Origin of the sequence: Lentzea sp. (genome assembly GCF_035525475.1) — a bacterium.
Taxonomy (GTDB): Bacteria; Actinomycetota; Actinomycetes; order Mycobacteriales; family Pseudonocardiaceae; genus Lentzea.
The window spans coordinates 1-19715 of sequence record NZ_DATLEC010000086.1 but is presented as its reverse complement, the minus strand read 5'-3'; the positions used below and the strand labels follow the sequence as shown (position 1 = coordinate 19715).

Below are 19715 nucleotides of genomic sequence, written 5' to 3'. Positions count from 1 at the left end.
TTCACCGTGAAGAACATGGCGAAGAGGCCAGCGAAGAACATGAGCTCGCTGGACAGCCAGACGATCGTGCCGACGCTGACCATGTTCGGGCGGTTCAGCGAGTGCACGCGCTGGCCGATTGAAGGCGCTGCCGTGGTCACGAGCAGCATTATTGCTTGCGCTTTTTTGGTCCGCCCATCGGGTCCAGGGCGGATCACGGGTCGGCTGGGTCACACAGCGCGCGGTCGTGGAGGAGATTCGAAGATGGGCTTGCTGGGCCGATTGCGGGACATGCTGCGCCGGGAGGCCGACCCCGGCCTGTCCGCCGACGACCCGGACCTCGTCGTGGTCGTGGAGGCGTTCGACATCGCGGAGGCCGACTCGGCCGCCCTGGCGCGGTCCCCCGAGTGGCGCGCCGACGAGCCCGCGGTGCTGCGCCACCACCTTCGCATCCCCGCTGACCAGGTAGAACGTGCGCGCGAGCTGCTCGCTCCGGACGGCTGGGTGCTCGTTGCGGGCGACGTGTCGCACGTCAGCCGCGTGCAGAAGCTGGACGCGTTGCACTGCGCTCAGGAGCGCTCGCGGATGGCCTCGCTGGCCCAGCGGCTCGGTGGCGACGCCCTGGGGTGGGACGCCCTGCAACCACGCCGGGAAGCCGCCCGATAGCATCGCGGCGACCTTGGTCACTTTTCCGGGGTCGCTTGCTTTGGACCGCAGTCGCAGTCGCAGCGGAGGATCGAGACATGAGCACGCAGACCACGAAGATCCTGGTGTTCAGCCACCGCCCCGAGGTGCGTGAGACGATCATCACTGCCGTCGGCCGCCGTCCCGCTCCGGACCTCCAGCGCGTCGACTTCGTCGAGGCCGGCACGATCGCCGACGTCCTCTACGAGGCCGACAAGGGCACCGTCGACCTGCTGATCCTCGACGGTGAGGCGCAGCCGACCGGGGGCATGGGCCTGTCCCGCCAGCTCAAGGACGAGATCACGAACTGCCCGCCGATCGTCGTGGCGGTGCGCCGCAAGGACGACAGGTGGCTCGCGACCTGGTCGCAGGCCGACGCGGTGCTGGTGCACCCGCTCGACCCGCTGGCCGCCGCCGAGACCGTGGCCGAGGTGCTGCGGGGCTCGGCTGTTCCCGTCGTCAGGGGCTGAGCCCGGCATGAGCGAACGGACCTGGCCGTCGCTGCTCAACCGCCTGCTCGACGGCGTCGACCTGACCGCCGACGACACCGCGTGGGGCATGGACCGGGTGATGTCCGGTGAGGCGACCCCGGCGCAGATCTCGGCGTTCGTCGTCGCGCTGCGCGCCAAGGGCGAGACGCCGGAGGAGGTCGACGGCCTCGCGACGATGATGCTCACCCACGCGCGCCGCTTCACCGTGGGCGTGCGGGCGGCGGACATCGTGGGCACCGGCGGCGATCATTCCGGTTCGGTGAACATTTCGACGATGGCCGCGATCGTCACGGCCGCGGCGGGCGTCCCGGTGGTGAAGCACGGCAACCGCGCGGCGTCGTCGCAGTGCGGCACGGCGGACGTGCTGGAGGCGCTGGGCGTGGCCATCGACCTGCCGCCGGAGGGCGTGCAGGCCACGGTGCGCGAGCTGGGCGTCGGTTTCTGCTTCGCGCCGGTGTTCCACCCCGGCTTCCGGCACGCGGGCCCGGTGCGGCGCGAGATCGGCATCCCGACCTCGTTCAACCTGCTCGGCCCGCTGACGAACCCGGCACAGCCCGCCGTCGGCCTGATCGGCTGCGCGCGGGTGGCCGCGGCACCGCTGATCGCCGGGGTGTTCGCGCGCCGCGGCAACACCGCCCTGGTCGTGCGGGGTGACGACGGCCTCGACGAGATCACCACCACCACGACGACGTCCGCGTGGCTCGCGCAGGACGGCGTGGTGCGCACGGAGACGATCGACCCGGCGGTGCTGGGCGTGAAGCCCGCGCGCCAGGAGGACCTGAAGGGCGGCGACGCGTCCGTCAACGCCCAGGTGGTCCGCGACCTGGTGGCCGGCAAGACGGGGTCGGTGCGCGACGCGGTGCTGGTGAACGCGGCGGGTGCCATCGCGGCGCACGGCGGGTTCTCCGACGACCTGCACGCCGACCTGACGGCCTCCCTGAGCCGTGCGGCGGACGCCGTCGACTCGGGCAGGGCGGCGACGCTGCTGAGCCGTTGGGTCGAGCTCTCGCAGTCCTTGAAGGGCTAGTTCGCGCGACGGACGGGCACGGTGTCGTGTCCGTCCGTTTCGCCCGGACGGCCGGGACTTGACCGTTGTGTTCGCGTCTGTTTCGTCACACGTCGTTGCCGGTGCGTGACCCAGCTCGCACGACAGTCGCACCGGTGTAGTCCGAGCGAGTGACTACCCCGAGATGCGCGCCACGTGGCAATGTCGCGGCAATCCGGACCTGGAATGCTGGAGGCATGGTCCTCTACCCGGTGATGAAGCATGTCGTCGCGCGCGCAGCCCGTCTCGTCTACCGCCCGGTGGTCGAGGGTCTGGAGAACATCCCGACCGACGGCCCCGTCATCCTGGCGGCCAACCACCTCAGCTTCATCGACAGCGTCGTGATCCCGATGGTCGTGCCGCGCCGCGTGTCGTTCCTCGCGAAGGCGGAGTACTTCACCGGGACCGGCGTGAAGGGCTCGCTGTCGCGCTGGTTCTTCTCCTCGCTCGGCCACGTGCCGGTGCACCGCGGCAAGGGCCGTGACGCCCGCGCCGCGCTCGACACGGCCGCCGAGATCCTCGCCCGCGGCGATGCCTTCGCCATCTACCCCGAGGGCACCCGGTCGCTCGACGGCATGCTCCACCGCGGCCGCACGGGCGTCGCCCGCATGGCGCTGGAGTCCGGGGCTCCGGTCGTTCCCGTCGGCATCGTCGGCACGGACAAGGTGCAGCCGGTCGGCAGCAGGTTCCCGAAGATCGTGCCGGTGACCGTCCGCTTCGGTGAGCCGCTCGACTTCAGCCGGTACGACGGCATGCAGGACTCGCTGCCCGTGCTGCGCAGCGTCACCGACGAGATCATCTACCGCATCCTCGACCTGAGCGGCCAGGAGTACGTCGACGCGTACCAGAAGACGCCGGAGAAGAAGACGCCGGAGAAGGTCACCGCCGCCGCGTAGCCCGCCTGGGACCAAGTGACAGGGCCCTTTCCGCCGAGTCGGCGGAAAGGGCCCTGTCGCGTGCTATGCGATATATCGTTTCCCGACCGATATCCCATATGCGATGTATCACATACGGGATATCGGTCGGGAAAACGACTGAGGCCCTCTCCGCGAACGGAGAGGGCCTCAGCAACACCCGATATATCGGATATCAGTCGTGGTTCGGACCGGTGTGGTACTCGAACACCAGGCCGCCGACCATGATCAGCACCAGGACGACGGCGATCACCAGCAGCCACACGTGCCAGAACGCCACTGCGAGACCGGCGGTCGCCGCCGCGCCCGCGAGACCGATCGGCCAGTACGAGCCGGGGCTGAAGAAGCCCAGCTCACCGGCGCCGTCGGAGACCTCGGCCTCGGGGTTGTCCTCCGGCCGCACCTCGATGCGGCGGGCGACGAACCGGAAGTAGGTGCCGGTGATGAGGGCCAGGCCACCGGTCAGCGCGAGCGCCACCGTGCCGGTGGGCTCGACGTGGCCGGTCGCCTGGTGCGTCCAGTAGCCGTAGACGACGGCCATCAGGAACGAGAAGGCCATCACCAGGTCGAATACGCGAGCTTCGATCTTCATCGCGGGGGCGTTCCCTACTTCTGGCCCGCGCCGGAGGCCTCGCGGGCCGTCCGGTCGGTGTTGAACGGGGTGGTCGTGGTGGCCAGCGGCGCGCAGAGCTCACCGCAGTTGACCTGCGAGAGCGCCTCAGCCGTGGTGTACGGCTTGCCCGTCTTGGAGTTCACTTCCTTGCGCAGCTCGATGTACTTCTGGAAGTCGGCCTCTTCCAGCGCGCGGACCTCGAAGTTCATCACCGCGTGGTACGAGCCGCAGAGCTCGGCGCACCGGCCGACGAACGCACCGGGACGGTCGATCTGGTCGATCTGGAAGACGTTGTCCTGGTTGTTCTTCTCCGGCAGCGGGAAGACGTCCCGCTTGAAGTGGAACTCCGGCACGAAGAACGAGTGGATGACGTCCGTCGAGCGCAGCGTGAACTGGATGCGCTTGTGCGCCGGCAGCACCAGGATCGGGACCTCGCCCGAGGTGCCGACCGTGCTGACGACCTTGTCGTCCTCGGTCTTGTGGTCCGGGTACTGGAACTCCCAGTTCCACTGGAACGCGATCACGTCGACGTTCACGTCGGGCTTGCCCGACTTGTCCGTGACGTAGTTCTGCGTGATGGCCGTGAAGTAGAACAACACCGCCACGATCACCGTCGGCACGACGATGAGCACGATCTCCAGCGGGAGGTTGTACGCCGTCTGACGGGGCAGTTCCTCCGACTTCTTGCGGTGGAACACCACCGACCACGCGATCAGGCCCCACACGATGACGCCGACGACGAGCGCGGCGATCACGGACCAGGTCCAGAGCTCGCGCATCTTCTCGGCCTGCGGCGTGACGGCCACCGGCCAGCCGAAGCGCAGCACCTCGTCCGTGGAGCAACCGGTGGCCCCGATACCGACCAGGCCGACCAGCCCGGCGGTCTTCGCCGGCCGGGATGCCCTGGTGCCCTCCTTCAGGCCCACTGCTCGCCCGCCTCCTCGTTCCATGCCAACGGATCAAGCGGGAGCGTAGCCCAGCACGACGGCGCTCACCCCTCGGGGGCACCGCCGCTGCGGTGCAGTTTCGGTCACACAGAGCCCCTTCGGCATACTGAGGACTTCCCCGTCGTATTTCTTTGTGAGGTGCGAGAGCCTTGTGCGGCCTGGCAGGACTTGTATGCCCCAGCGAGAACGAGGCCGAGAACGCACGCCCGGCGGTGGAGGCGGCGCTGCGCTGCATGCGCCACCGCGGCCCTGACGAGAGCGGCACCCGGCGGGTCGACGAGGTCGTCTTCGGCTTCAACCGCCTCGCCATCATCGACATCGAGCACTCCCACCAGCCCCTGACCTGGGGCCCGCCGGAGTCGCCGAGCCGGTACACGATCAACTTCAACGGCGAGATCTACAACTACCTGGAGCTGCGGGCCGAGCTCACCGAGAAGTACGGCGCGGTCTTCCACACCGACGGCGACACCGAGACCATCGTCGCCGCGCACCACTACCTCGGCCCGTCGGCGATCACGCGGTTGCGCGGCATGTTCGCCTTCATCATCTGGGACTCCGAGCGCGGCGTCCTGACCGGCGGCCGCGACCCGTTCGGCATCAAGCCGCTGTACTGGGCGCAGGGCAAGCGCGGCGTCGCGTTCTCCAGTGAGAAGAAGATCCTGCTGGAGATCGGCCCCGCCCTCGGCATCGAGCCGACGATGAACGTCAAGGGGCTGCAGCACTACCTGACGCTGCAGTACGTGCCGGAGCCCGCCTCGCTGCACGACCAGATCTCCCGCGTCGAGTCGGGCCACTCGTTCACGCTCACGCCGGGCACCAGGCCGAAGTTCGAGCGCTACTTCCCGGCGAGCTTCAAGGTCCGCACCGTCCGCAGCGAGGCAGAGGCGAACGCGCTCTACGACGAGATCACCGCCGCGCTGCGCGACTCGGTCGCCAAGCACATGCGCGCGGACGTGACGGTCGGCTCGTTCCTGTCCGGTGGCATCGACTCGACGGTCGTGGCGGCGCTGGCCAAGGAGCACAACCCGGACCTGATCACGTTCACGACGGGCTTCGAGCGCCAGGGCTTCTCCGAGGTCGACGTGGCGGCGGAGTCGGCGGCGCTGATCGGCGTGAAGCACGTCGTCCGCACGGTCACCGCGCAGGAGATGATGGACGCCCTGCCGTTGATCACCTGGTACCTCGACGACCCGGTGGCGGACCCGGCGCTGGTGCCGCTGTGGTTCATCGCCCGCGAGGCGCGCAAGCACGTGAAGGTCGTGCTGTCCGGTGAGGGCGCGGACGAGCTGTTCGGCGGGTACACGATCTACCGCGAGCCGTTGTCGCTGGCGGCGTTCGAGAAGGTCCCCGGCGCGCTGCGCAAGGCGATGGGCAAGGTCTCGTCGAAGATCCCGCACGGCGTCCGCGGCAAGGACCTGCTGCGCCGCGGCGCGCTCACGCTGGAGGAGCGCTACTACGGCAACGCGCGCATCTTCCTCGACGACCACCTGCGCCAGGTGCTGAAGACGTACGACCCGGCGGTCTCGCACAGGGACGTCACGGCCCGGCCCTACCGCGAGTCGCAGAGCTGGGACCCGGTCACGCGCATGCAGCACGTCGACCTGTTCACGTGGCTGCGCGGCGACATCCTGGTCAAGGCCGACAAGATGACCATGGCGAACTCGCTGGAGCTGCGCGTCCCGTTCCTGGACCCCGAGGTGTTCAAGATCGCCTCGCAGATCCCGAGCGACCTGAAGATCACGCCGGACACCACGAAGTTCGCGCTGCGCAAGGCGATCCGCGACATCGTGCCGGCGCACGTGCTGAACCGCCGCAAGCTCGGCTTCCCGGTGCCGATCCGGCACTGGCTCAAGGACGAGATGCACGACTGGGCCGTCGACGTCGTGCGCTCGTCGCGGACCGAGCAGTACATCGACAAGAACGCGGTGCTGCGCCTGATCGAGGAGCACCGCTCCGGCGTGCTCGACCACAGCCGCCGCATCTGGGCGCTGCTGGTGTTCATGATCTGGCACGGCATCTTCGTCGAGGGCCGCATCACGCCGCAGGTGCCGGAGCCGCAGTACCCGGTCAAGCTCTAGCAACGTTCCGGGCCACACCACCAGCGGGTCGGGGCCCCTCCGCGGAGGGGCCCCTCGTCCTACCGGCGTCCCTGGGCGCTGCACATGGCGTACGAGCTGACGACCGTCCCGGGTGAGGCCATCAGCTCCAGGTAGCGGTCGAACTCCGCGTCGGTGAGCGGCAGCTTCGCGCGCACCAGGCGCGCGGTCTCGGCGAGCAGCCGGCACCCCGGCGAGCCGCCCTGCCACTCCCGCACCTCGCGGGACCCGCTGACGTCGTGCAGGCCGGTGTCGGTCAGCGCCTTCTCGATGCGCGCGCCCCACGCCAGCTTCGCGCCGGCCTGGTCGAGCAACGTCAGCAGGGCGTTCTTCACCCGCATGATCAGCTTCGCGTCGTCGGGAGCGGCGGAGAGGACCTCGAGCGGGAGGCAGTCGAACTCCTCGAGCACGAGCCAGCCCCCCGGCCGCAGCGCGTCGTGCAGCTTGCGCAGGATCGCGTCGCGGGCGGGGAGGTAGAAGAGCACCAGCCGCGCGTGGACCAGGTCGAACGCGTTGCCCGGCAAGATGCCGGACACCACGTCGTGGTGCAGGACCGTGACGTTGTCCCGTTCCTCGAGCCTCGTCACGTCGATGTCGGTGACGGTCACGTGGCCCGACGGTGCGACGACGTCGGCGAGCCAGTTCGCCACCGATCCCCCACCGCCCCCGACCTCGAGACAGCGCCAGCCGTCCGCGACGCCGAGCTGCTCGGCGCGGGCGAAGGTGCCCGCGTCGAGCAGGGCGCTCAGCGCGTCGAACTTCGAATCAAGCGACTCACCGGTGCCGCCGAACAGGTACGTCCCCATCGTCCGATCATGGCAGGACGGGGGCGATCTCCTCGACAGCCTCGTCGCCGAACGCGCCGCGGAGGCGGACGAGCGCCGAGTCGCGGTCGAACACCCACTCCTGCGTGCCGACGGTCTCGAGCACCTCGACGGCGATCAGCGAACCGAGCTGAGCTGCGCGTTCGATGCTCAGACCGGCGATCGTCGCCGCGAGGAAGCCGGCGCGGAAGCCGTCGCCGACACCGGTCGGGTCGGTCTTCGCGACCTCGGCGACGGCGGGAACGTGCAGCGAGAAACCGTCGCGGTCGACGATCTCGACGCCCTTCTCACCGAGCGTGGTGACGCGCCTGCCGACGCGCGAGAGGACGTCGGCCTCGGTCCAGCCGGTCTTCTGCAGCAGCAGTTCCCACTCGTAGTCGTTGCTGAACAGGTACTCGGCGCCCTCGACGAACGCGCGCGCCTGCTCCCCGTCCATGCGGGCGAGCTGCTGCGACGGGTCGACGGCGAACCGGTAACCGCGCTGACGGCACTCCTCGGCGTGGCGGAGCATGGCCGCGGGGTCGTCGGGGCTGATCACGACGAGCTCGAGGTTCTCGACGCGGTTCGCGATCGGCGCGAGCTCGATGTTGCGCGACTCCGCCATCGCACCGGCGTAGAAGGACGCGATCTGGCACATGTCGTCGTCCGTCGTGCAGACGAACCGCGCGGTGTGCGCGACCTCGGACACGTACACGCCCGAGGTGTCGACGCCGTGCCGCTCCAGCCACGAGCGGTAGTCGTCGAAGTCCTCGCCGACGGCGCCGACCAGGACCGGCCGCACGCCGAGCACGCCGAGGCCGAACGCGATGTTCGCGCCGATGCCACCGCGGCGGACCACGAGGTCGTCGACCAGGAAGCTCAGGGACACGCGGTCGAGACGCTCCGCGACCAGCTGGTCGGCGAACCGGCCCGGAAAGTGCATCAGATGGTCGGTCGCGATGCTGCCGCACACGGCTACCGGCACGTCGGATCCTCTTCTCTCGTTGCGCTACGTGACAACTCACCCTGGCGAGTGCAGCTGTGAAGACTACCGTTTGGTAGGGCTACCGCAGGTCAGACCGTCCCAATACGGTCAGGGCGTGACGACTCCCGAAGCGACCACGATGAGTGAGCTGATCGAGGACTGCGAGCAGCTCCCGTTCGCCCTGACCCACCCCGAGCACCCCCTGCCCGTAGCGCGCGACGCCACGCCGTGGCAGGTCGACGAGCGGTGTGCCCACCAGGTGGAGGGCATGGCCGACTACGGCGTCTGACCCTCCAGGACACAGCGCGAGGCCGCGTTCCCGCAGGTGCGGGAACGCGGCCTCGCGCGTTGGTCGCCTTAGTGGAACGAGTCGCCGCAGGCGCACGACCCGCCGGCGTTCGGGTTGTCGATCGTGAAGCCCTGCTTCTCGATCGTGTCCACGAAGTCGATGACAGCGCCTTCCACGTACGGTGCGCTCATGCGGTCAACAGCGACCTTCATGCCGTTGAAGTCCACCATCGCGTCGCCGTCGAGCGAGCGCTCGTCGAAGAACAGCTGGTAGCGCAGACCAGCGCAACCGCCGGGCTGGACGGCGATGCGCAGGTGCATGTCGTCGCGGCCCTCCTGGTCGAGAAGCGCCTTCGCCTTGACGGCGGCCGCATCGGTCAGCGTCACGCCGTGGCTGGGCGCCTCAGTGGTCGAAGCGGCATCCTGAGCGGTCGTCATGGCTCTCCTAAGAGGTCCTTTGCGGGCGGTTCACCCATCGACAACACGGGCGTGCCCCGCCTTGTTCCACTCCCATGGTCCCACAACAGCGAGCCCTGTCACCCAGGGTGTCGAGTGTCACGTGGACCACCCTCGAGTCAGCCGATATATCAGCGCGACCACTGCCCGGCCACGTGCCGTGCCGTTGCAACGAGACTTTTGCGGGGCTCCGCAATCGACTCGTGCACAGAACCGACGTGCTCGGAGACCGAGTAAGCCGCCTGCACGCCCGCCGCGCCCATCTCGCGGCGGCCGACGCTGACCTGGCCCGCGATGGCGACGCAGGGGATGCCGCGCTCGGCGGCGCCCGAGGCGACGGCGGTGATGAGCTTGCCGCGCAGCGACTGCCAGTCGAAGCTTCCTTCACCGGTGATGACGACGTCGGCGTCGTCGAGCGCGGCGTCGAGGCCGGTGAGCTCGCGGACGAGACCGGCGCCCGACTGCACCGTCGCGCCCAACGTCAGGAGCGCGGCGCCCAGGCCACCCGCAGCTCCTGCACCCGATATATCGGATACGGGTTGGAGCACTTCCATCGCGGCCAGCTTTGCTTCCAGGCGTTCGACGGCCTCCGGGGACGCGCCTTTCTGCGGGCCGAACGTGCGGGCGGCGCCGTGCGGGCCGAGAAGAGGGTTCTCCACGTCGGACGCGGCGACGAGCGATATATCAGTCAGGTCGACGCCCGCGTCGGACAACACGGTGAGCATGCCGGCGCCTCCGTCCGTCGTTCCGGACCCGCCGAGGCCGACCGTGATGACATCGTTGTCAACCGCCGCTGCCGCGATCAGCTCGCCGACACCTCGCGTCGTCGCCGTCTCGCAGGACTCCGGGCGCAGCTCCGCCGGGATGAGGTGCAGACCGCACGCCTCCGCTGATTCGATGTAGGCCACGCGCCGGTCGCCGGCGCGCACGCTCAGCCAGCGTGCTTCGACAGGCTCACCCAGCGGGCCGGTGACATTGATATATCGGATATCACCATCCAGGGCGGCGTGCAGGACGTCGACGAAGCCGGGGCCTCCGTCGGCCAGGGGGCGTTGGGCGACGACGTCGTCGGGCTTGGCGTCGTGCCAGCCAGTGGCGATGGCGTCGGCGGCCTCGCGGGCGGTCAGCGTGCCGCCGAAGCAGTCCGGGGCGATGAGTACGCGCACCTCGCGAAAGGTACAGAAGAACCACTGTCCTACCCTGGTGCCGTGAGGTTCCTGCGCCGCAACGCCGACGACACCGAAGCCCCGGCCACCGACTCGGCCACCGAGGCCGCCGAGGCCACCCGCAGCGCGGGCAAGGGCCGTCCCACGCCCAAGCGGCGTGAGGCGCAGAGCAGGCGTTCCGGTCCCGTGCCACCGCCGCCCCGCACGCAGCGCGAGGCGTTCAAGCGCATGCGCGGCAACAAGGTGAGCAAGGAAGAGCGCCGTGCCGCGGCCACCGAGCGCCGCCAGCGCATGATGGCGGGTGAGGACAAGTACCTGCTGCCGCGCGACCGCGGTCCGGTGAAGGCGTACATCCGCGACCTCGTCGACTCGCGCCGCAACCTCATGGGCCTGTTCATGCCGCTCGCGATCCTGGTGTTCGTGGCGCTGCTGACGCCGTCGCTGGCCGTGCAGCGGTACGCGACGCTCGCGACGACGTTCATGCTGATCGCGATGGTCATCGAGGGCCTGGTGCTCGGCCGGATCGTCACGCGCAAGGTGCGGGCGAAGTTCCCGACGGAGCCGATCAAGGGCATCTCCATCGGCTGGTACTCGTTCATCCGCGCGAGCCAGCTGCGCCGCCTCCGCGTGCCCAAGCCGCGCGTGAAGCCGGGCGAGGCCATCAAGTAGCACCACGTCGAGTAGCAGCACTGTGCTCGAGCTGCCGGAGCGGCTGCGGTGGGACCACAACGCGTGGTACCGCCGCCGGCTGCTCCGGCAGTTGCCGTCCCGGGCCCGTTCGGCGCTGGACGTCGGCTGCGGGCTCGGTGACCTGGCGAGGTCGATCAGCGCCGACGAGGTCACCGCGATCGACGCCGACGCGCGCATGATCGAACGTGCGGGCGCGACCAGCGATCGGGTGCGGTGGATCCACGGCGACGTGCTCACGCACGACCTGGGGCGCTACGACGTCGTCACCGCCGAGGCGAGCCTGCACCACCTGCCGCTGCACGAGGGGCTGTCACGGCTCGCCGGGCTGACCGCGCCCGGCGGGCTGCTCGTCGTCATCGGCCTCTACCGGCTGTCGACGCCGGCCGACCTGGCGACGGAGCTCGTCACCCTGCCCGCGAACGCCGTCGTCGGCGTCGTGAAGGCGCTCAACGGCACCGGCGGCAAGCCCCACGACGCCGAGATGCCGGTCGTGATGACCGCTCCGACGCTGCCGGAGATCCGCGCGGCGGCAGCGGGGATCGTGCCCGGCGCCCGGATCCGCAGGCACGTGTTCTGGCGGTACTCGCTGGTCTGGCGCGCGCCCGAAGTTCATTAGCAGCACGAACGATTTCAGCTAAGATCCGATGTATGAAGTTCCGTCGACTCGGCCGCAGCGGCCTGTCCATCAGCGAGATCTCCTACGGCAACTGGCTCACCCACGGTTCCCAGGTGGAGGAAGAGCAGGCGCACGCGTGCGTGAAGGCGGCGCTGGAGTCGGGGATCACCACCTTCGACACAGCCGACGTCTACGCCAACACCGCCGCCGAGTCGGTGCTCGGCAGGGCACTGAAGGGTGAGCGGCGCGAGTCGCTGGAGATCCTGACCAAGGTCTACTGGCCGACCGGTCCCGGCGGCCCCAACGACCGCGGGCTGGGCCGCAAGCACATCATGGAGTCGGCCAACGCGTCGCTGAAGCGCCTGCAGACCGACTACGTCGACCTCTACCAGGCCCACCGGTACGACCACAGCGTGCCGCTGGAAGAGACGATGCTGGCGTTCGCCGACCTCGTCCGCCAGGGCAAGGTCCTCTACGTCGGTGTCTCCGAGTGGACCGCCGAGCAGATCACCCGCGGTGCCGCGCTGGCCCGTGAGCTGAAGGTGCCGTTCGTGTCGCACCAGCCGCAGTACTCGATGCTGTGGCGCGTCATCGAGCCGCAGGTCGTCCCGGCGTGCGAGCGCGAGGGCATCAGCCAGATCGTCTTCTCCCCCATCGCGCAGGGCATCCTGACCGGCAAGTACCTGCCGGGCGCCGAGGCGCCGGAGGGCTCGCGCCTCGCCGACGAGCGCGGCTCGAAGATGATCGCCCGCTGGATGACCGACGACGTGCTGAACGCCGTGCAGGAGCTCAAGCCCATCGCGGAGGAGCTCGGCGTCACGCTGGCGCAGCTCGCCGTCGCGTGGGTGCTGAAGAACCCGAACGTCGCGTCCGCCATCATCGGCGCGTCGCGTCCGGAGCAGGTCTTCGAGAACGTCAAGGCCATCGACGTCGAGCTCGGCGACGACGTGCTCGAGAAGATCGACGGCGTCCTCGCCGGTGTCGTCACCGACGACCCGAGGCTCACCGCCCAGGGCTAACCGGCGGGGTGGAGGCTCATCGGGCCGTACACCTCGGATTCCGACCGCAGCAGCGTGACCTGCTCGACCCCGGCGTCGAGCAGGTCGCGCCACCCGGCGCTGAACCACTCCTCGGCCTCCGCCTGGTCCGCGAACATCACATCCGGGCCCGCGACGTCGCGTCCCTGTGCATCCTGGTAACGCCAGCGGTATTCCATGGACGAAGGCTAACTCTTGTCATCTCGGACGCTCGTGCTCGGTGGAGCGCGTTCAGGCAAGTCAGCGCACGCGGAAGGCCTGGTCACCGAAGCGACGGTGACCTACGTCGCCACCGCGCGCAGATATCCGGACGACCCCGACTGGGACGCGCGCATCGCGCTGCACGTCTCCCGTCGTCCGTCCACGTGGCACACGGTCGAGGCGTCGGCGCCGTCGGACCTGCCCGCGCTGCTCACCGCGACCTCGTACGACGACCCGCCGATCCTGGTCGACGACCTGTCGACGTGGCTCGTCGGCGTGCTGGACGACAACCAGGCCTGGGAGGGCAAGGCCCCGGAGGAAGTCGAGCGCCACGTCGACTCGCTGGTCCGCTCGGTCGCCACCTGCCGGACGCGGCTCGTGCTCGTGACGGCGGAGGTCGGCCTCGGCGTCATCCCCTCCACGCGCTCAGGCAGACTCTTCCGCGATCACCTCGGTGCGCTCAACGCGCGCGTCGCCGAGGTCTGCGACGAGGTCACCCTTCTCGTCGCCGGCATTCCACTGAAACTGCGATAGGAGCGACAGGTGAGCACCGAGTTCCCGCCGGTTGAACCGCCGGACGAGGCCGTTCTGCGCGAGGCAGAGGCACGGCACGCGGTGCTGACCAAGCCGGTCGGCTCGCTCGGACGGCTCGAGGAGCTGGGCAACTGGGTCGCGGCCTGCCAGGGCGTCGTGCCGCCGAAGCCGTTCGTGCGGCCTCGCGTCGTCGTCTTCGCGGGCGACCACGGCATCACCGCGCAGGGCGTGTCGGCGTTCCCGAGCGAGGTGACCGGCCAGATGGTCGCGAACTTCCTCACCGGTGGCGCCGCGGTGAACGTGCTCGCGCAGGTCGCCGGCGCCACCGTGCGCGTGGTCGACATGGCCGTCGACGCGGACACCCCGGCCGCGGTCAGCGCGCACAAGGTGCGGCGCTCGTCCGGGTCGATCGACCGCGAGGACGCGCTGACCCGCGAGCAGTGCGAGCTCGCGATCGCGGCCGGCAGGGCCGTCGCCGACGAGGAGGTCGACGCGGGCGCCGACGTGCTCGTCGCCGGTGACATGGGCATCGGCAACACGACACCCGCCGCCGTGCTGATCGCGTCGCTGACCGGGTCGGAGCCCGTCTCGGTCGTCGGGCGCGGCACCGGTATCGACGACCAGGCGTGGATGCGCAAGACGGCCGCGATCCGCGACGCGCTGCGCCGTGCCCGCCTGGTGATCAGCGACCCGACCGCGCTGCTGGCCACGGCCGGTGGCGCCGACATCGCCGCGATGGCCGGGTTCCTCGCGCAGGCCGCGGTGCGCAAGACCCCCGTCGTGCTCGACGGCGTCGTCGTCGGTGCGGCCGCGGTCGTCGCCGAGGAACTGGCGCCGGGCGCGCGCGAGTGGTGGGTGGCCGGGCACCAGTCGGCCGAGCCCGCGCACGCGATCGCGCTCGGGCACCTCGACCTGAAGCCGCTGCTGGAGTTCGAGATGCGGCTCGGCGAGGGCTCCGGTGCGGTGGCGGCGCTGCCCTTGCTGGTCTCGGCGGTGAAGGTGCTCGCGGAGATGGCGACGTTCGAGAGCGCCGGGATCACCAACCGGGAAGACGCGGCTGGGTGAAGCTCGCGCTCTCGTGGCTGACCGTCCTGCCGCTGCGCGTCGACGACGTCGACCGGAAAGCGGCGGGACGGGCCATCACCTGGACGCCGGTCGTCGGCCTGCTGCTCGGCGCGTTCGTCGTCGGTGTCCTCGAGCTGTTCGCGATATCCGATATATCAGCGCTCGTGGCGGGCTTCCTGGTCGTCGGCGTCGTCGCGCTGTCGACCCGCGGCATGCACCTCGACGGGCTCGCCGATGTCGCTGACGGCCTCGGTTGTTACGGACCGCCCGAGCGCGCGTTGAAGGTCATGAAGGACGGCGGCGCCGGACCGTTCGGCGTCGTCACGCTGGTCGTGGTGCTGGGAGCGCAGGCCGCGGCACTTCCCCACGCCCACTGGGGCGTCGTGGTGCTCGCGTTCGCGACGAGCCGGGCCGCGTTCGGGATCTGCTGCATGCGCGGTGTGCCCGCCGCACGGCCTGAGGGACTTGGTGCGCTCGTCGCGGGCACACAGCATCCGTTGGTGGTCATCGGCACGTGGGTGGTGCTTGCCGCCGCGGCGGTTCCACTCGGGTGGCGGGCGGTCGTCGCCGTCGTGGTCGCGGGTGCGCTCGTGTGGGCGCTGGTGAAGCACACCGGAAAGCGTTTCGGCGGCGTCACCGGTGATGTGCTCGGTGCCGCCGCCGAAATCGCGCTTCTGGCCGTGCTGGTCGTCGCTTAGCCGAGCTGGGTCATCCAGCCTCGGGAGTCGGCGGCGTGGCCGTGCTGGAGGCCGGTCAGGCGCTCGCGCAGCTGCTTCGTCACCGGGCCGGTGCCGCCGTCGGCGACGTCGAACTCGCCACCGGCGTGCTTGACGTGGCCGACCGGGGTGATGACCGCGGCCGTGCCGCAGGCGAAGACCTCGGTGAGCTCACCGGAGGCGTTGGCCTTCTCCCACTCGTCGGTCGAGACGCGACGCTCCTCCACGGTCAGGCCGAGGTCGGAGGCCAGCTCCAGCAACGAGCTCCGGGTGATGCCGGGCAGCAGCGTGCCGGTCAGCTCCGGCGTGACGATCTTGTCGCCGAAGACGAAGAACAGGTTCATGCCGCCCATCTCCTCGACCCAGCGGCGTTCCACCGCGTCGAGCCAGACGACCTGGTCGCAGCCCTTTTCGGCGGCTTGTGCCTGGGCCACGAGGGAGGCGGCGTAGTTGCCGGCGAACTTGGCCGCGCCGGTGCCACCGGGAGCCGCGCGGACGTACTCGGTCGAGAGCCACACGCTCACCGGGCGGACGCCGCTCGCGAAGTAGGAGCCGGCGGGCGAGGCGATCAGCACGTAGAGGTACTCGGACGCGGGTCGCACGCCGAGGCCCTTCTCCGTGGAGATCATGAACGGCCGGAGGTAGAGGGACTCCTCCTCGGCCGATGGCACCCAGCGGTTGTCGACCGCGAGGATCTGCCGCACCGACTCGAGGAACAGCTCGTCGGGGAGTTCGGGCATCGCCATGCGGCGGGCAGAGGCGCGGAAGCGCTCGGCGTTGGCCTCAGGGCGGAAGGACGCGATCGCGCCGTCGGGCTGGCGGTAGGCCTTGAGCCCTTCGAAGATCGCTTGGCCGTAGTGCAGCACCATTGCCGCGGGGTCGAGTGAGAGAGAGCTGTAGGGGCCGACTTCCGCGTCGTGCCAGCCCTTCTCGCGGTTCCAGCGGATCGTCACCATGTGGTCGGTGAAGTGCTGCCCGAAGCCCGGCTTGGCCAGTACCTCCGCTACGCGCTCCGGGGTCGCCGGGTGCGGGTGGGGAGTCCGGGTGAAAGGCAACTCGCTCGTCATGTGAGCACGGTAACCCGCTGGTCGGGATACGGAAAATCGTCTTCCCAAAACTCGGACGTCCTACTAAGTGAAGCTCTATAGAGTCCTCGGTCATGACCAAGGAAGAAGGATCTTCGCGGGGTGCCGACGTCCGCACGGTGCTGCAGGCGGCGCTGCTCGTCCTGGGCACCGGCATGACCCTGCTCGACGGCTGGGTGATCGGCGGTGCCGGCGGCGTGCTGGTGGCCGTGATCGCCGCCGCGGTCTTCCTGGGCGTCTACTGGACCAAGGCCAAGGAGAAGCCCGCCACCAACGGCCGGGTCATCGGCCTTGCGGCGTGTGTCGCCGCGACGCTGCTCTTCTTCTTCTTGCTGACGCAGTGAGGCCGATGAGCCAGGTGCCCGCGCCCAGCCCCGCCATCGAGATGAGCAGCGCGGGCACCGGCGTGCTCATCGCGAGCAGCACCGAGAGCCCGAGTCCTACACAGGCGGTGCGCATGGGCCACGTGCGGTCGTTCTGCAGCAGCACTCGAGCCGACGCGTTGGTGAAGGCGTAGTAGAACAACGTCGAGCATGCCGCCACCCCCAGCGCCGTCGCCAGCGGCATGACGACGACCGCGAGAACCGCGGCGGCCACCACGACGGCCATCAGCACGGCGGGCTTGAGGCGCGTCGGCAGGTCGCCGTCCTCGGCCAGCCCGGTCAGCGTCCGGTGCGCGGACGCGAGGACGAAGTGCAGCGCGGCCACCCCGGCCACCGCCGCGCCGAGCTGCACCAGCGGCACCACCGCCGACGCGTCCGCCGCGACGAGCGCGTCCCGCAACGGCGCGGGCGATAACGCGAGGCGCGCGCTGCCGAGCTGACGCAGCACACCGGCACCCACGGCGAGATAGACCACGAACGACAGTCCGATCAGGACCGGAATCGCGAATCTCAGTGCTGCCACCGAATGCGGCCGCTCACCGCGCAACGGGGCGGTGACGCGTTCGAAACCCGTGAACGCCATGAACATCAGCGCCGCGACGCCGACGAGCTCGTTGACGGTGCCCGCCTCCCCCGCCGACGGCACCGGCGCGATCGAGAAGCTCGACGCGACCACGAGCGCGAGCACGCCGAGGACGACCAGCGACACCGCGACGCTGACGCCGGTGGTGAAGCGGAAGCCGGCCGCTCCGAGCAGCGCCGTCGCCACGACCAGGGCGAGCGCGCCGGCCAGCGGCTGGTCCGGCACCACGTACGCGCCGAACATCAGCGCGACCGCCGCCGCCATCGCGCAACGCCCGAGCAGGTGAGCGCTCGCTGTCATCCTTGCGGGCCACACGCCGAGCTGCGCGCGCACGTATCCGTAACCGCCACCGATGTCCGGGTAGGCGCGGGACTGGTCGGCGGTGGAGAAGGCGCAGCACAGGGCGGCCAACGCGGAGATGGCCAGCGCCGGGAGCACCCACCAGCCCGCAAGTCCTGCGGCAGGGGCGAATCCGGCGAAGACCCCCGCACCGAGCACCGCGGGAAGACCGAGCGCGACCGCCGTGACGATCTCGCGAGGCGTGTGGGTCACCGGTACACGTTCTCAGACGCGGCATCCGGCCGTAACCACCCGGTCGGTTGACGGGTGAAACGGGCGAATCGCCACTGTGCGCAACTGTCAACGTCACGGATTGCGTCGAACGTGGCGGGCCTGGGCATGGGCGGGACCGCCCGACCTTTAGCATGAGTCACGATCCCGAGCCCCGAACGCACAACCCTGGAGCAGCACGTGACAGCCCCGAAGCTGGCCCTCACCGAGGGTGACCTGAGCACCACCGCCGCGGACGCAGTCGTCGTGGGCACCCTGCAGGGTGCGGACGGTCTGGAGCTCGCCCCCGGTGCCGACGCTGTCGCCGCCGCGTTCGACGGCGCGCTGCTCGACGTGCTCGGCACCCTCCGCGCGTCCGGCAAGGTGGACGAGCTGGTGAAGGTCCCGACCTTCGGCCGGATCGCCGCCCCGCTCGTGCTGGCCGTCGGCCTCGGCAGGACCGCGGGCGAGGACCAGGTCCGCCGCGCGTCCGCCGTCGCCGCCCGCGCGCTCGCCGGCAAGAAGCGCGCGGTCAACACCCTCGCCGCCCTGCACGTCGGCGCGGCGGCCGAGGGCACGCTGCTCGGCGCCTACTCGTTCACCGAGTACAGGTCGGAGAAGGGCGAGGGCGCGGTCGCGAAGGTCGACCTGCACGCCGCCGGTTCCAAGGAGAACAAGGCCGCGCTGAAGGCCGCCGTCGCGATCTCGGAGTCCGTCGCCATCGCGCGCGACTTCGTGAACACGCCGCCGAACGACCTCTACCCCGGCTCGTTCGCCGACCGCGCCGCGAAGCTCGCCTCCGCCGCCGGCCTCGACGTCGAGGTGCTCGACGAGAAGGCGCTGAAGAAGCAGGGCTTCGGCGGCATCCTGGGCGTCGGCGGCGGCTCCGCGCGCCAGCCGCGCCTCGTGCGCATCTCCTACAAGGGCGCCAAGGCCACCAAGAAGGTCGCGCTCGTCGGCAAGGGCATCACGTTCGACACCGGCGGCATCTCGATCAAGCCCGCCGCGGGCATGGACGAGATGACCTCGGACATGGCCGGCGCCGCCGCGATCGTCGCCACCATGGTGCTGGCCTCGAAGCTCAAGTACCCGCTGGAGATCATCGCGTCGATCCCGATGGCGGAGAACATGCCGTCCGGCGACGCCTACCGCCCCGGCGACGTGCTGACCATGTACGGCGGCAAGACCGTCGAGGTGCTTAACACCGACGCCGAGGGCCGCCTGATCCTGTCCGACGCCATCGTGCGCGCGTGCGAGGACGGCCCGGACTACCTGATCGAGACCTCGACGCTGACCGGCGCGCAGGTCGTCGCGCTGGGCAAGCGCACCGCGGGCGTCATGGGCTCGGACGAGTTCCGCGACCGCGTCGCCGCCATCGGCACCGCCGTCGGCGAGTCGACGTGGCCGATGCCGCTGCCCGAGGAGCTGCGCGCGGACCTCGACTCGCGCCTCGCGGACCTCGCGAACGTGACCGGGCACCGCTGGGGCGGCATGCTCGCGGCGGGCCTGTTCCTGCGCGAGTTCGTGGCCGAGGGCGTGCAGTGGGCGCACATCGACATCGCGGGCCCCGCGTTCCACACCGGTGGCCCGTACGGATACACCTCGAAGGGCGGCACCGGCGTTCCGGTGCGGACCATCGCGGCCGTGCTGGCGGACATCGCCGCCAACGGCTGATTTTCGCTTCTTCCACACGGGCGGAGTTCCTTTCGGGGACTCCGCCCGTTCCATTTCCAACACGCATTTCCGCACCATTTTTCGGTCCTCCGATTTCGGATAGCCGCCGCGCACG

Annotated in this window: 23 protein-coding genes and 1 pseudogene; 14 read left to right on the top strand and 10 right to left on the bottom strand. The window is 70.0% G+C overall.

What is annotated here, in order from left to right:
* Positions 1-149: pseudogene (locus tag VM306_RS15550) on the bottom strand (cytochrome B); the annotation flags it as partial.
* A gap of 94 nt (positions 150-243) precedes the next feature.
* Here VM306_RS15550 and VM306_RS15545 point away from each other — a divergent pair.
* The 4 genes from VM306_RS15545 to VM306_RS15530 all read left to right on the top strand — a co-directional run bounded on the left by VM306_RS15545 (position 244) and on the right by VM306_RS15530 (position 3095).
* The gene (locus VM306_RS15545; protein ID WP_325515680.1) at positions 244-645 is read left to right on the top strand and encodes a hypothetical protein; all 402 of its coding nucleotides are present in this window, start codon (positions 244-246) and stop codon (positions 643-645) included.
* A gap of 77 nt (positions 646-722) precedes the next feature.
* Positions 723-1133 carry a hypothetical protein gene (locus VM306_RS15540; protein ID WP_325515678.1) on the top strand — a complete coding sequence of 137 codons (411 nt, stop codon included), beginning with the start codon at positions 723-725 and terminating at the stop codon, positions 1131-1133.
* A 7-nt stretch (positions 1134-1140) separates the two neighbouring features.
* A complete protein-coding gene (gene trpD / locus VM306_RS15535) occupies positions 1141-2181 on the top strand; it encodes an anthranilate phosphoribosyltransferase (protein WP_325515676.1) in 1041 nt (346 codons plus the stop codon).
* Positions 2182-2396: 215 nt separating this feature from the next.
* Complete coding sequence (locus VM306_RS15530) at positions 2397-3095, top strand: lysophospholipid acyltransferase family protein (protein WP_325515674.1); 699 nt, start codon at positions 2397-2399, stop codon at positions 3093-3095.
* Positions 3096-3288: 193 nt separating this feature from the next.
* On the opposite strand, the gene VM306_RS15525 is transcribed toward VM306_RS15530, so the two are convergent.
* On the bottom strand, positions 3289-3705 hold the full coding sequence (locus VM306_RS15525) for a cytochrome c oxidase subunit 4 (RefSeq protein WP_325515672.1): 417 nt from the start codon (positions 3703-3705) through the stop codon (positions 3289-3291).
* A 14-nt stretch (positions 3706-3719) separates the two neighbouring features.
* On the bottom strand, positions 3720-4652 hold the full coding sequence (gene coxB / locus VM306_RS15520) for a cytochrome c oxidase subunit II (protein WP_325515670.1): 933 nt from the start codon (positions 4650-4652) through the stop codon (positions 3720-3722).
* Between the two features lie 170 nt (positions 4653-4822).
* Between coxB and asnB the strand changes: the two genes are divergently transcribed.
* On the top strand, positions 4823-6751 hold the full coding sequence (gene asnB, locus VM306_RS15515; RefSeq protein ID WP_325515668.1) for an asparagine synthase (glutamine-hydrolyzing): 1929 nt from the start codon (positions 4823-4825) through the stop codon (positions 6749-6751).
* Positions 6752-6810: 59 nt separating this feature from the next.
* Here asnB and VM306_RS15510 read toward each other — a convergent pair whose 3' ends face one another.
* Together VM306_RS15510 and VM306_RS15505 are read right to left on the bottom strand one after the other, a co-directional pair.
* A complete protein-coding gene (locus VM306_RS15510) occupies positions 6811-7575 on the bottom strand; it encodes a class I SAM-dependent methyltransferase (protein WP_325515666.1) in 765 nt (254 codons plus the stop codon).
* Positions 7576-7582: 7 nt separating this feature from the next.
* Positions 7583-8515, bottom strand: a complete 933-nt coding sequence (locus VM306_RS15505) for a carbohydrate kinase family protein (protein WP_325515684.1) — start codon at positions 8513-8515, stop codon at positions 7583-7585.
* A 157-nt stretch (positions 8516-8672) separates the two neighbouring features.
* Here VM306_RS15505 and VM306_RS15500 point away from each other — a divergent pair, with 157 nt between their 5' ends.
* Positions 8673-8846, top strand: a complete 174-nt coding sequence (locus tag VM306_RS15500) for a hypothetical protein (protein WP_325515664.1) — start codon at positions 8673-8675, stop codon at positions 8844-8846.
* 68 nt (positions 8847-8914) lie between these two features.
* On the opposite strand, the gene VM306_RS15495 is transcribed toward VM306_RS15500, so the two are convergent.
* Both VM306_RS15495 and VM306_RS15490 read right to left on the bottom strand, forming a co-directional pair.
* A complete protein-coding gene (locus VM306_RS15495) occupies positions 8915-9283 on the bottom strand; it encodes an iron-sulfur cluster assembly accessory protein (RefSeq protein WP_325515662.1) in 369 nt (122 codons plus the stop codon).
* 149 nt (positions 9284-9432) lie between these two features.
* The gene (locus VM306_RS15490) at positions 9433-10467 is read right to left on the bottom strand and encodes a glycerate kinase (RefSeq protein ID WP_325515659.1); all 1035 of its coding nucleotides are present in this window, start codon (positions 10465-10467) and stop codon (positions 9433-9435) included.
* A gap of 42 nt (positions 10468-10509) precedes the next feature.
* On the opposite strand from VM306_RS15490, the gene VM306_RS15485 reads away from it, so the two are divergent.
* Genes VM306_RS15485 through VM306_RS15475 form a run of 3 tightly spaced genes read left to right on the top strand, consistent with a single transcriptional unit; the run spans position 10510 to position 12792 of the window.
* Positions 10510-11136, top strand: coding sequence for a DUF3043 domain-containing protein (locus tag VM306_RS15485; protein ID WP_414672389.1), 627 nt, complete (start codon positions 10510-10512; stop codon positions 11134-11136).
* Between the two features lie 22 nt (positions 11137-11158).
* Positions 11159-11773 carry a class I SAM-dependent methyltransferase gene (locus VM306_RS15480; protein WP_325515657.1) on the top strand — a complete coding sequence of 205 codons (615 nt, stop codon included), beginning with the start codon at positions 11159-11161 and terminating at the stop codon, positions 11771-11773.
* A 32-nt stretch (positions 11774-11805) separates the two neighbouring features.
* Positions 11806-12792, top strand: coding sequence for an aldo/keto reductase family protein (locus tag VM306_RS15475; protein WP_325515655.1), 987 nt, complete (start codon positions 11806-11808; stop codon positions 12790-12792).
* Here VM306_RS15475 and VM306_RS15470 read toward each other — a convergent pair.
* The gene (locus VM306_RS15470; protein ID WP_325515652.1) at positions 12789-12989 is read right to left on the bottom strand and encodes a hypothetical protein; all 201 of its coding nucleotides are present in this window, start codon (positions 12987-12989) and stop codon (positions 12789-12791) included. The genes VM306_RS15475 and VM306_RS15470 overlap by 4 nt on opposite strands.
* Before the next feature lie 16 nt (positions 12990-13005).
* On the opposite strand from VM306_RS15470, the gene cobU reads away from it, so the two are divergent.
* From cobU to cobS, 3 genes are read left to right on the top strand one after another with little or no spacing between them, the layout of a single operon-like run.
* The gene (cobU, locus tag VM306_RS15465; RefSeq protein WP_325515650.1) at positions 13006-13545 is read left to right on the top strand and encodes a bifunctional adenosylcobinamide kinase/adenosylcobinamide-phosphate guanylyltransferase; all 540 of its coding nucleotides are present in this window, start codon (positions 13006-13008) and stop codon (positions 13543-13545) included.
* A gap of 9 nt (positions 13546-13554) precedes the next feature.
* A complete protein-coding gene (cobT, locus tag VM306_RS15460) occupies positions 13555-14610 on the top strand; it encodes a nicotinate-nucleotide--dimethylbenzimidazole phosphoribosyltransferase (RefSeq protein WP_325515648.1) in 1056 nt (351 codons plus the stop codon).
* Positions 14607-15308 carry an adenosylcobinamide-GDP ribazoletransferase gene (gene cobS / locus VM306_RS15455; RefSeq protein WP_325515646.1) on the top strand — a complete coding sequence of 234 codons (702 nt, stop codon included), beginning with the start codon at positions 14607-14609 and terminating at the stop codon, positions 15306-15308. The genes cobT and cobS overlap by 4 nt, the downstream gene beginning before the upstream one ends.
* Here the strand turns inward: cobS and VM306_RS15450 are convergent.
* On the bottom strand, positions 15305-16393 hold the full coding sequence (locus VM306_RS15450; RefSeq protein WP_325515644.1) for a branched-chain amino acid aminotransferase: 1089 nt from the start codon (positions 16391-16393) through the stop codon (positions 15305-15307). The two genes, cobS and VM306_RS15450, sit on opposite strands and share 4 nt — an antisense overlap.
* A 92-nt stretch (positions 16394-16485) precedes the next feature.
* Here VM306_RS15450 and VM306_RS15445 point away from each other — a divergent pair, with 92 nt between their 5' ends.
* Complete coding sequence (locus VM306_RS15445) at positions 16486-16755, top strand: hypothetical protein (RefSeq protein WP_325515642.1); 270 nt, start codon at positions 16486-16488, stop codon at positions 16753-16755.
* Here the strand turns inward: VM306_RS15445 and VM306_RS15440 are convergent.
* The gene (locus tag VM306_RS15440) at positions 16694-17929 is read right to left on the bottom strand and encodes an amino acid permease (RefSeq protein WP_325515639.1); all 1236 of its coding nucleotides are present in this window, start codon (positions 17927-17929) and stop codon (positions 16694-16696) included. The genes VM306_RS15445 and VM306_RS15440 overlap by 62 nt on opposite strands.
* 198 nt (positions 17930-18127) lie before the next feature.
* Here VM306_RS15440 and VM306_RS15435 point away from each other — a divergent pair, with 198 nt between their 5' ends.
* Positions 18128-19600, top strand: coding sequence for a leucyl aminopeptidase (locus tag VM306_RS15435; RefSeq protein ID WP_325515637.1), 1473 nt, complete (start codon positions 18128-18130; stop codon positions 19598-19600).
* Positions 19601-19715: the final 115 nt, after the last annotated feature.

Excerpts from the sequence above, each read along its gene's own strand:
- VM306_RS15540 (WP_325515678.1), top strand. The coding sequence starts at position 723 with ATGAGCACGCAGACCACGAAGATCCTGGTGTTCAGCCACCGCCCCGAG.
- VM306_RS15445 (WP_325515642.1), top strand. The coding sequence starts at position 16,486 with ATGACCAAGGAAGAAGGATCTTCGCGGGGTGCCGACGTCCGCACGGTG.
- VM306_RS15510 (WP_325515666.1), bottom strand. The coding sequence starts at position 7,575 with ATGGGGACGTACCTGTTCGGCGGCACCGGTGAGTCGCTTGATTCGAAG.
- trpD (WP_325515676.1), top strand. The coding sequence starts at position 1,141 with ATGAGCGAACGGACCTGGCCGTCGCTGCTCAACCGCCTGCTCGACGGC.
- VM306_RS15505 (WP_325515684.1), bottom strand. The coding sequence starts at position 8,515 with ATGCACTTTCCGGGCCGGTTCGCCGACCAGCTGGTCGCGGAGCGTCTC.
- VM306_RS15530 (WP_325515674.1), top strand. The coding sequence starts at position 2,397 with ATGGTCCTCTACCCGGTGATGAAGCATGTCGTCGCGCGCGCAGCCCGT.
- VM306_RS15545 (WP_325515680.1), top strand. The coding sequence starts at position 244 with ATGGGCTTGCTGGGCCGATTGCGGGACATGCTGCGCCGGGAGGCCGAC.
- VM306_RS15525 (WP_325515672.1), bottom strand. The coding sequence starts at position 3,705 with ATGAAGATCGAAGCTCGCGTATTCGACCTGGTGATGGCCTTCTCGTTC.
- VM306_RS15475 (WP_325515655.1), top strand. The coding sequence starts at position 11,806 with ATGAAGTTCCGTCGACTCGGCCGCAGCGGCCTGTCCATCAGCGAGATC.
- VM306_RS15470 (WP_325515652.1), bottom strand. The coding sequence starts at position 12,989 with ATGGAATACCGCTGGCGTTACCAGGATGCACAGGGACGCGACGTCGCG.
- VM306_RS15495 (WP_325515662.1), bottom strand. The coding sequence starts at position 9,283 with ATGACGACCGCTCAGGATGCCGCTTCGACCACTGAGGCGCCCAGCCAC.
- VM306_RS15450 (WP_325515644.1), bottom strand. The coding sequence starts at position 16,393 with ATGACGAGCGAGTTGCCTTTCACCCGGACTCCCCACCCGCACCCGGCG.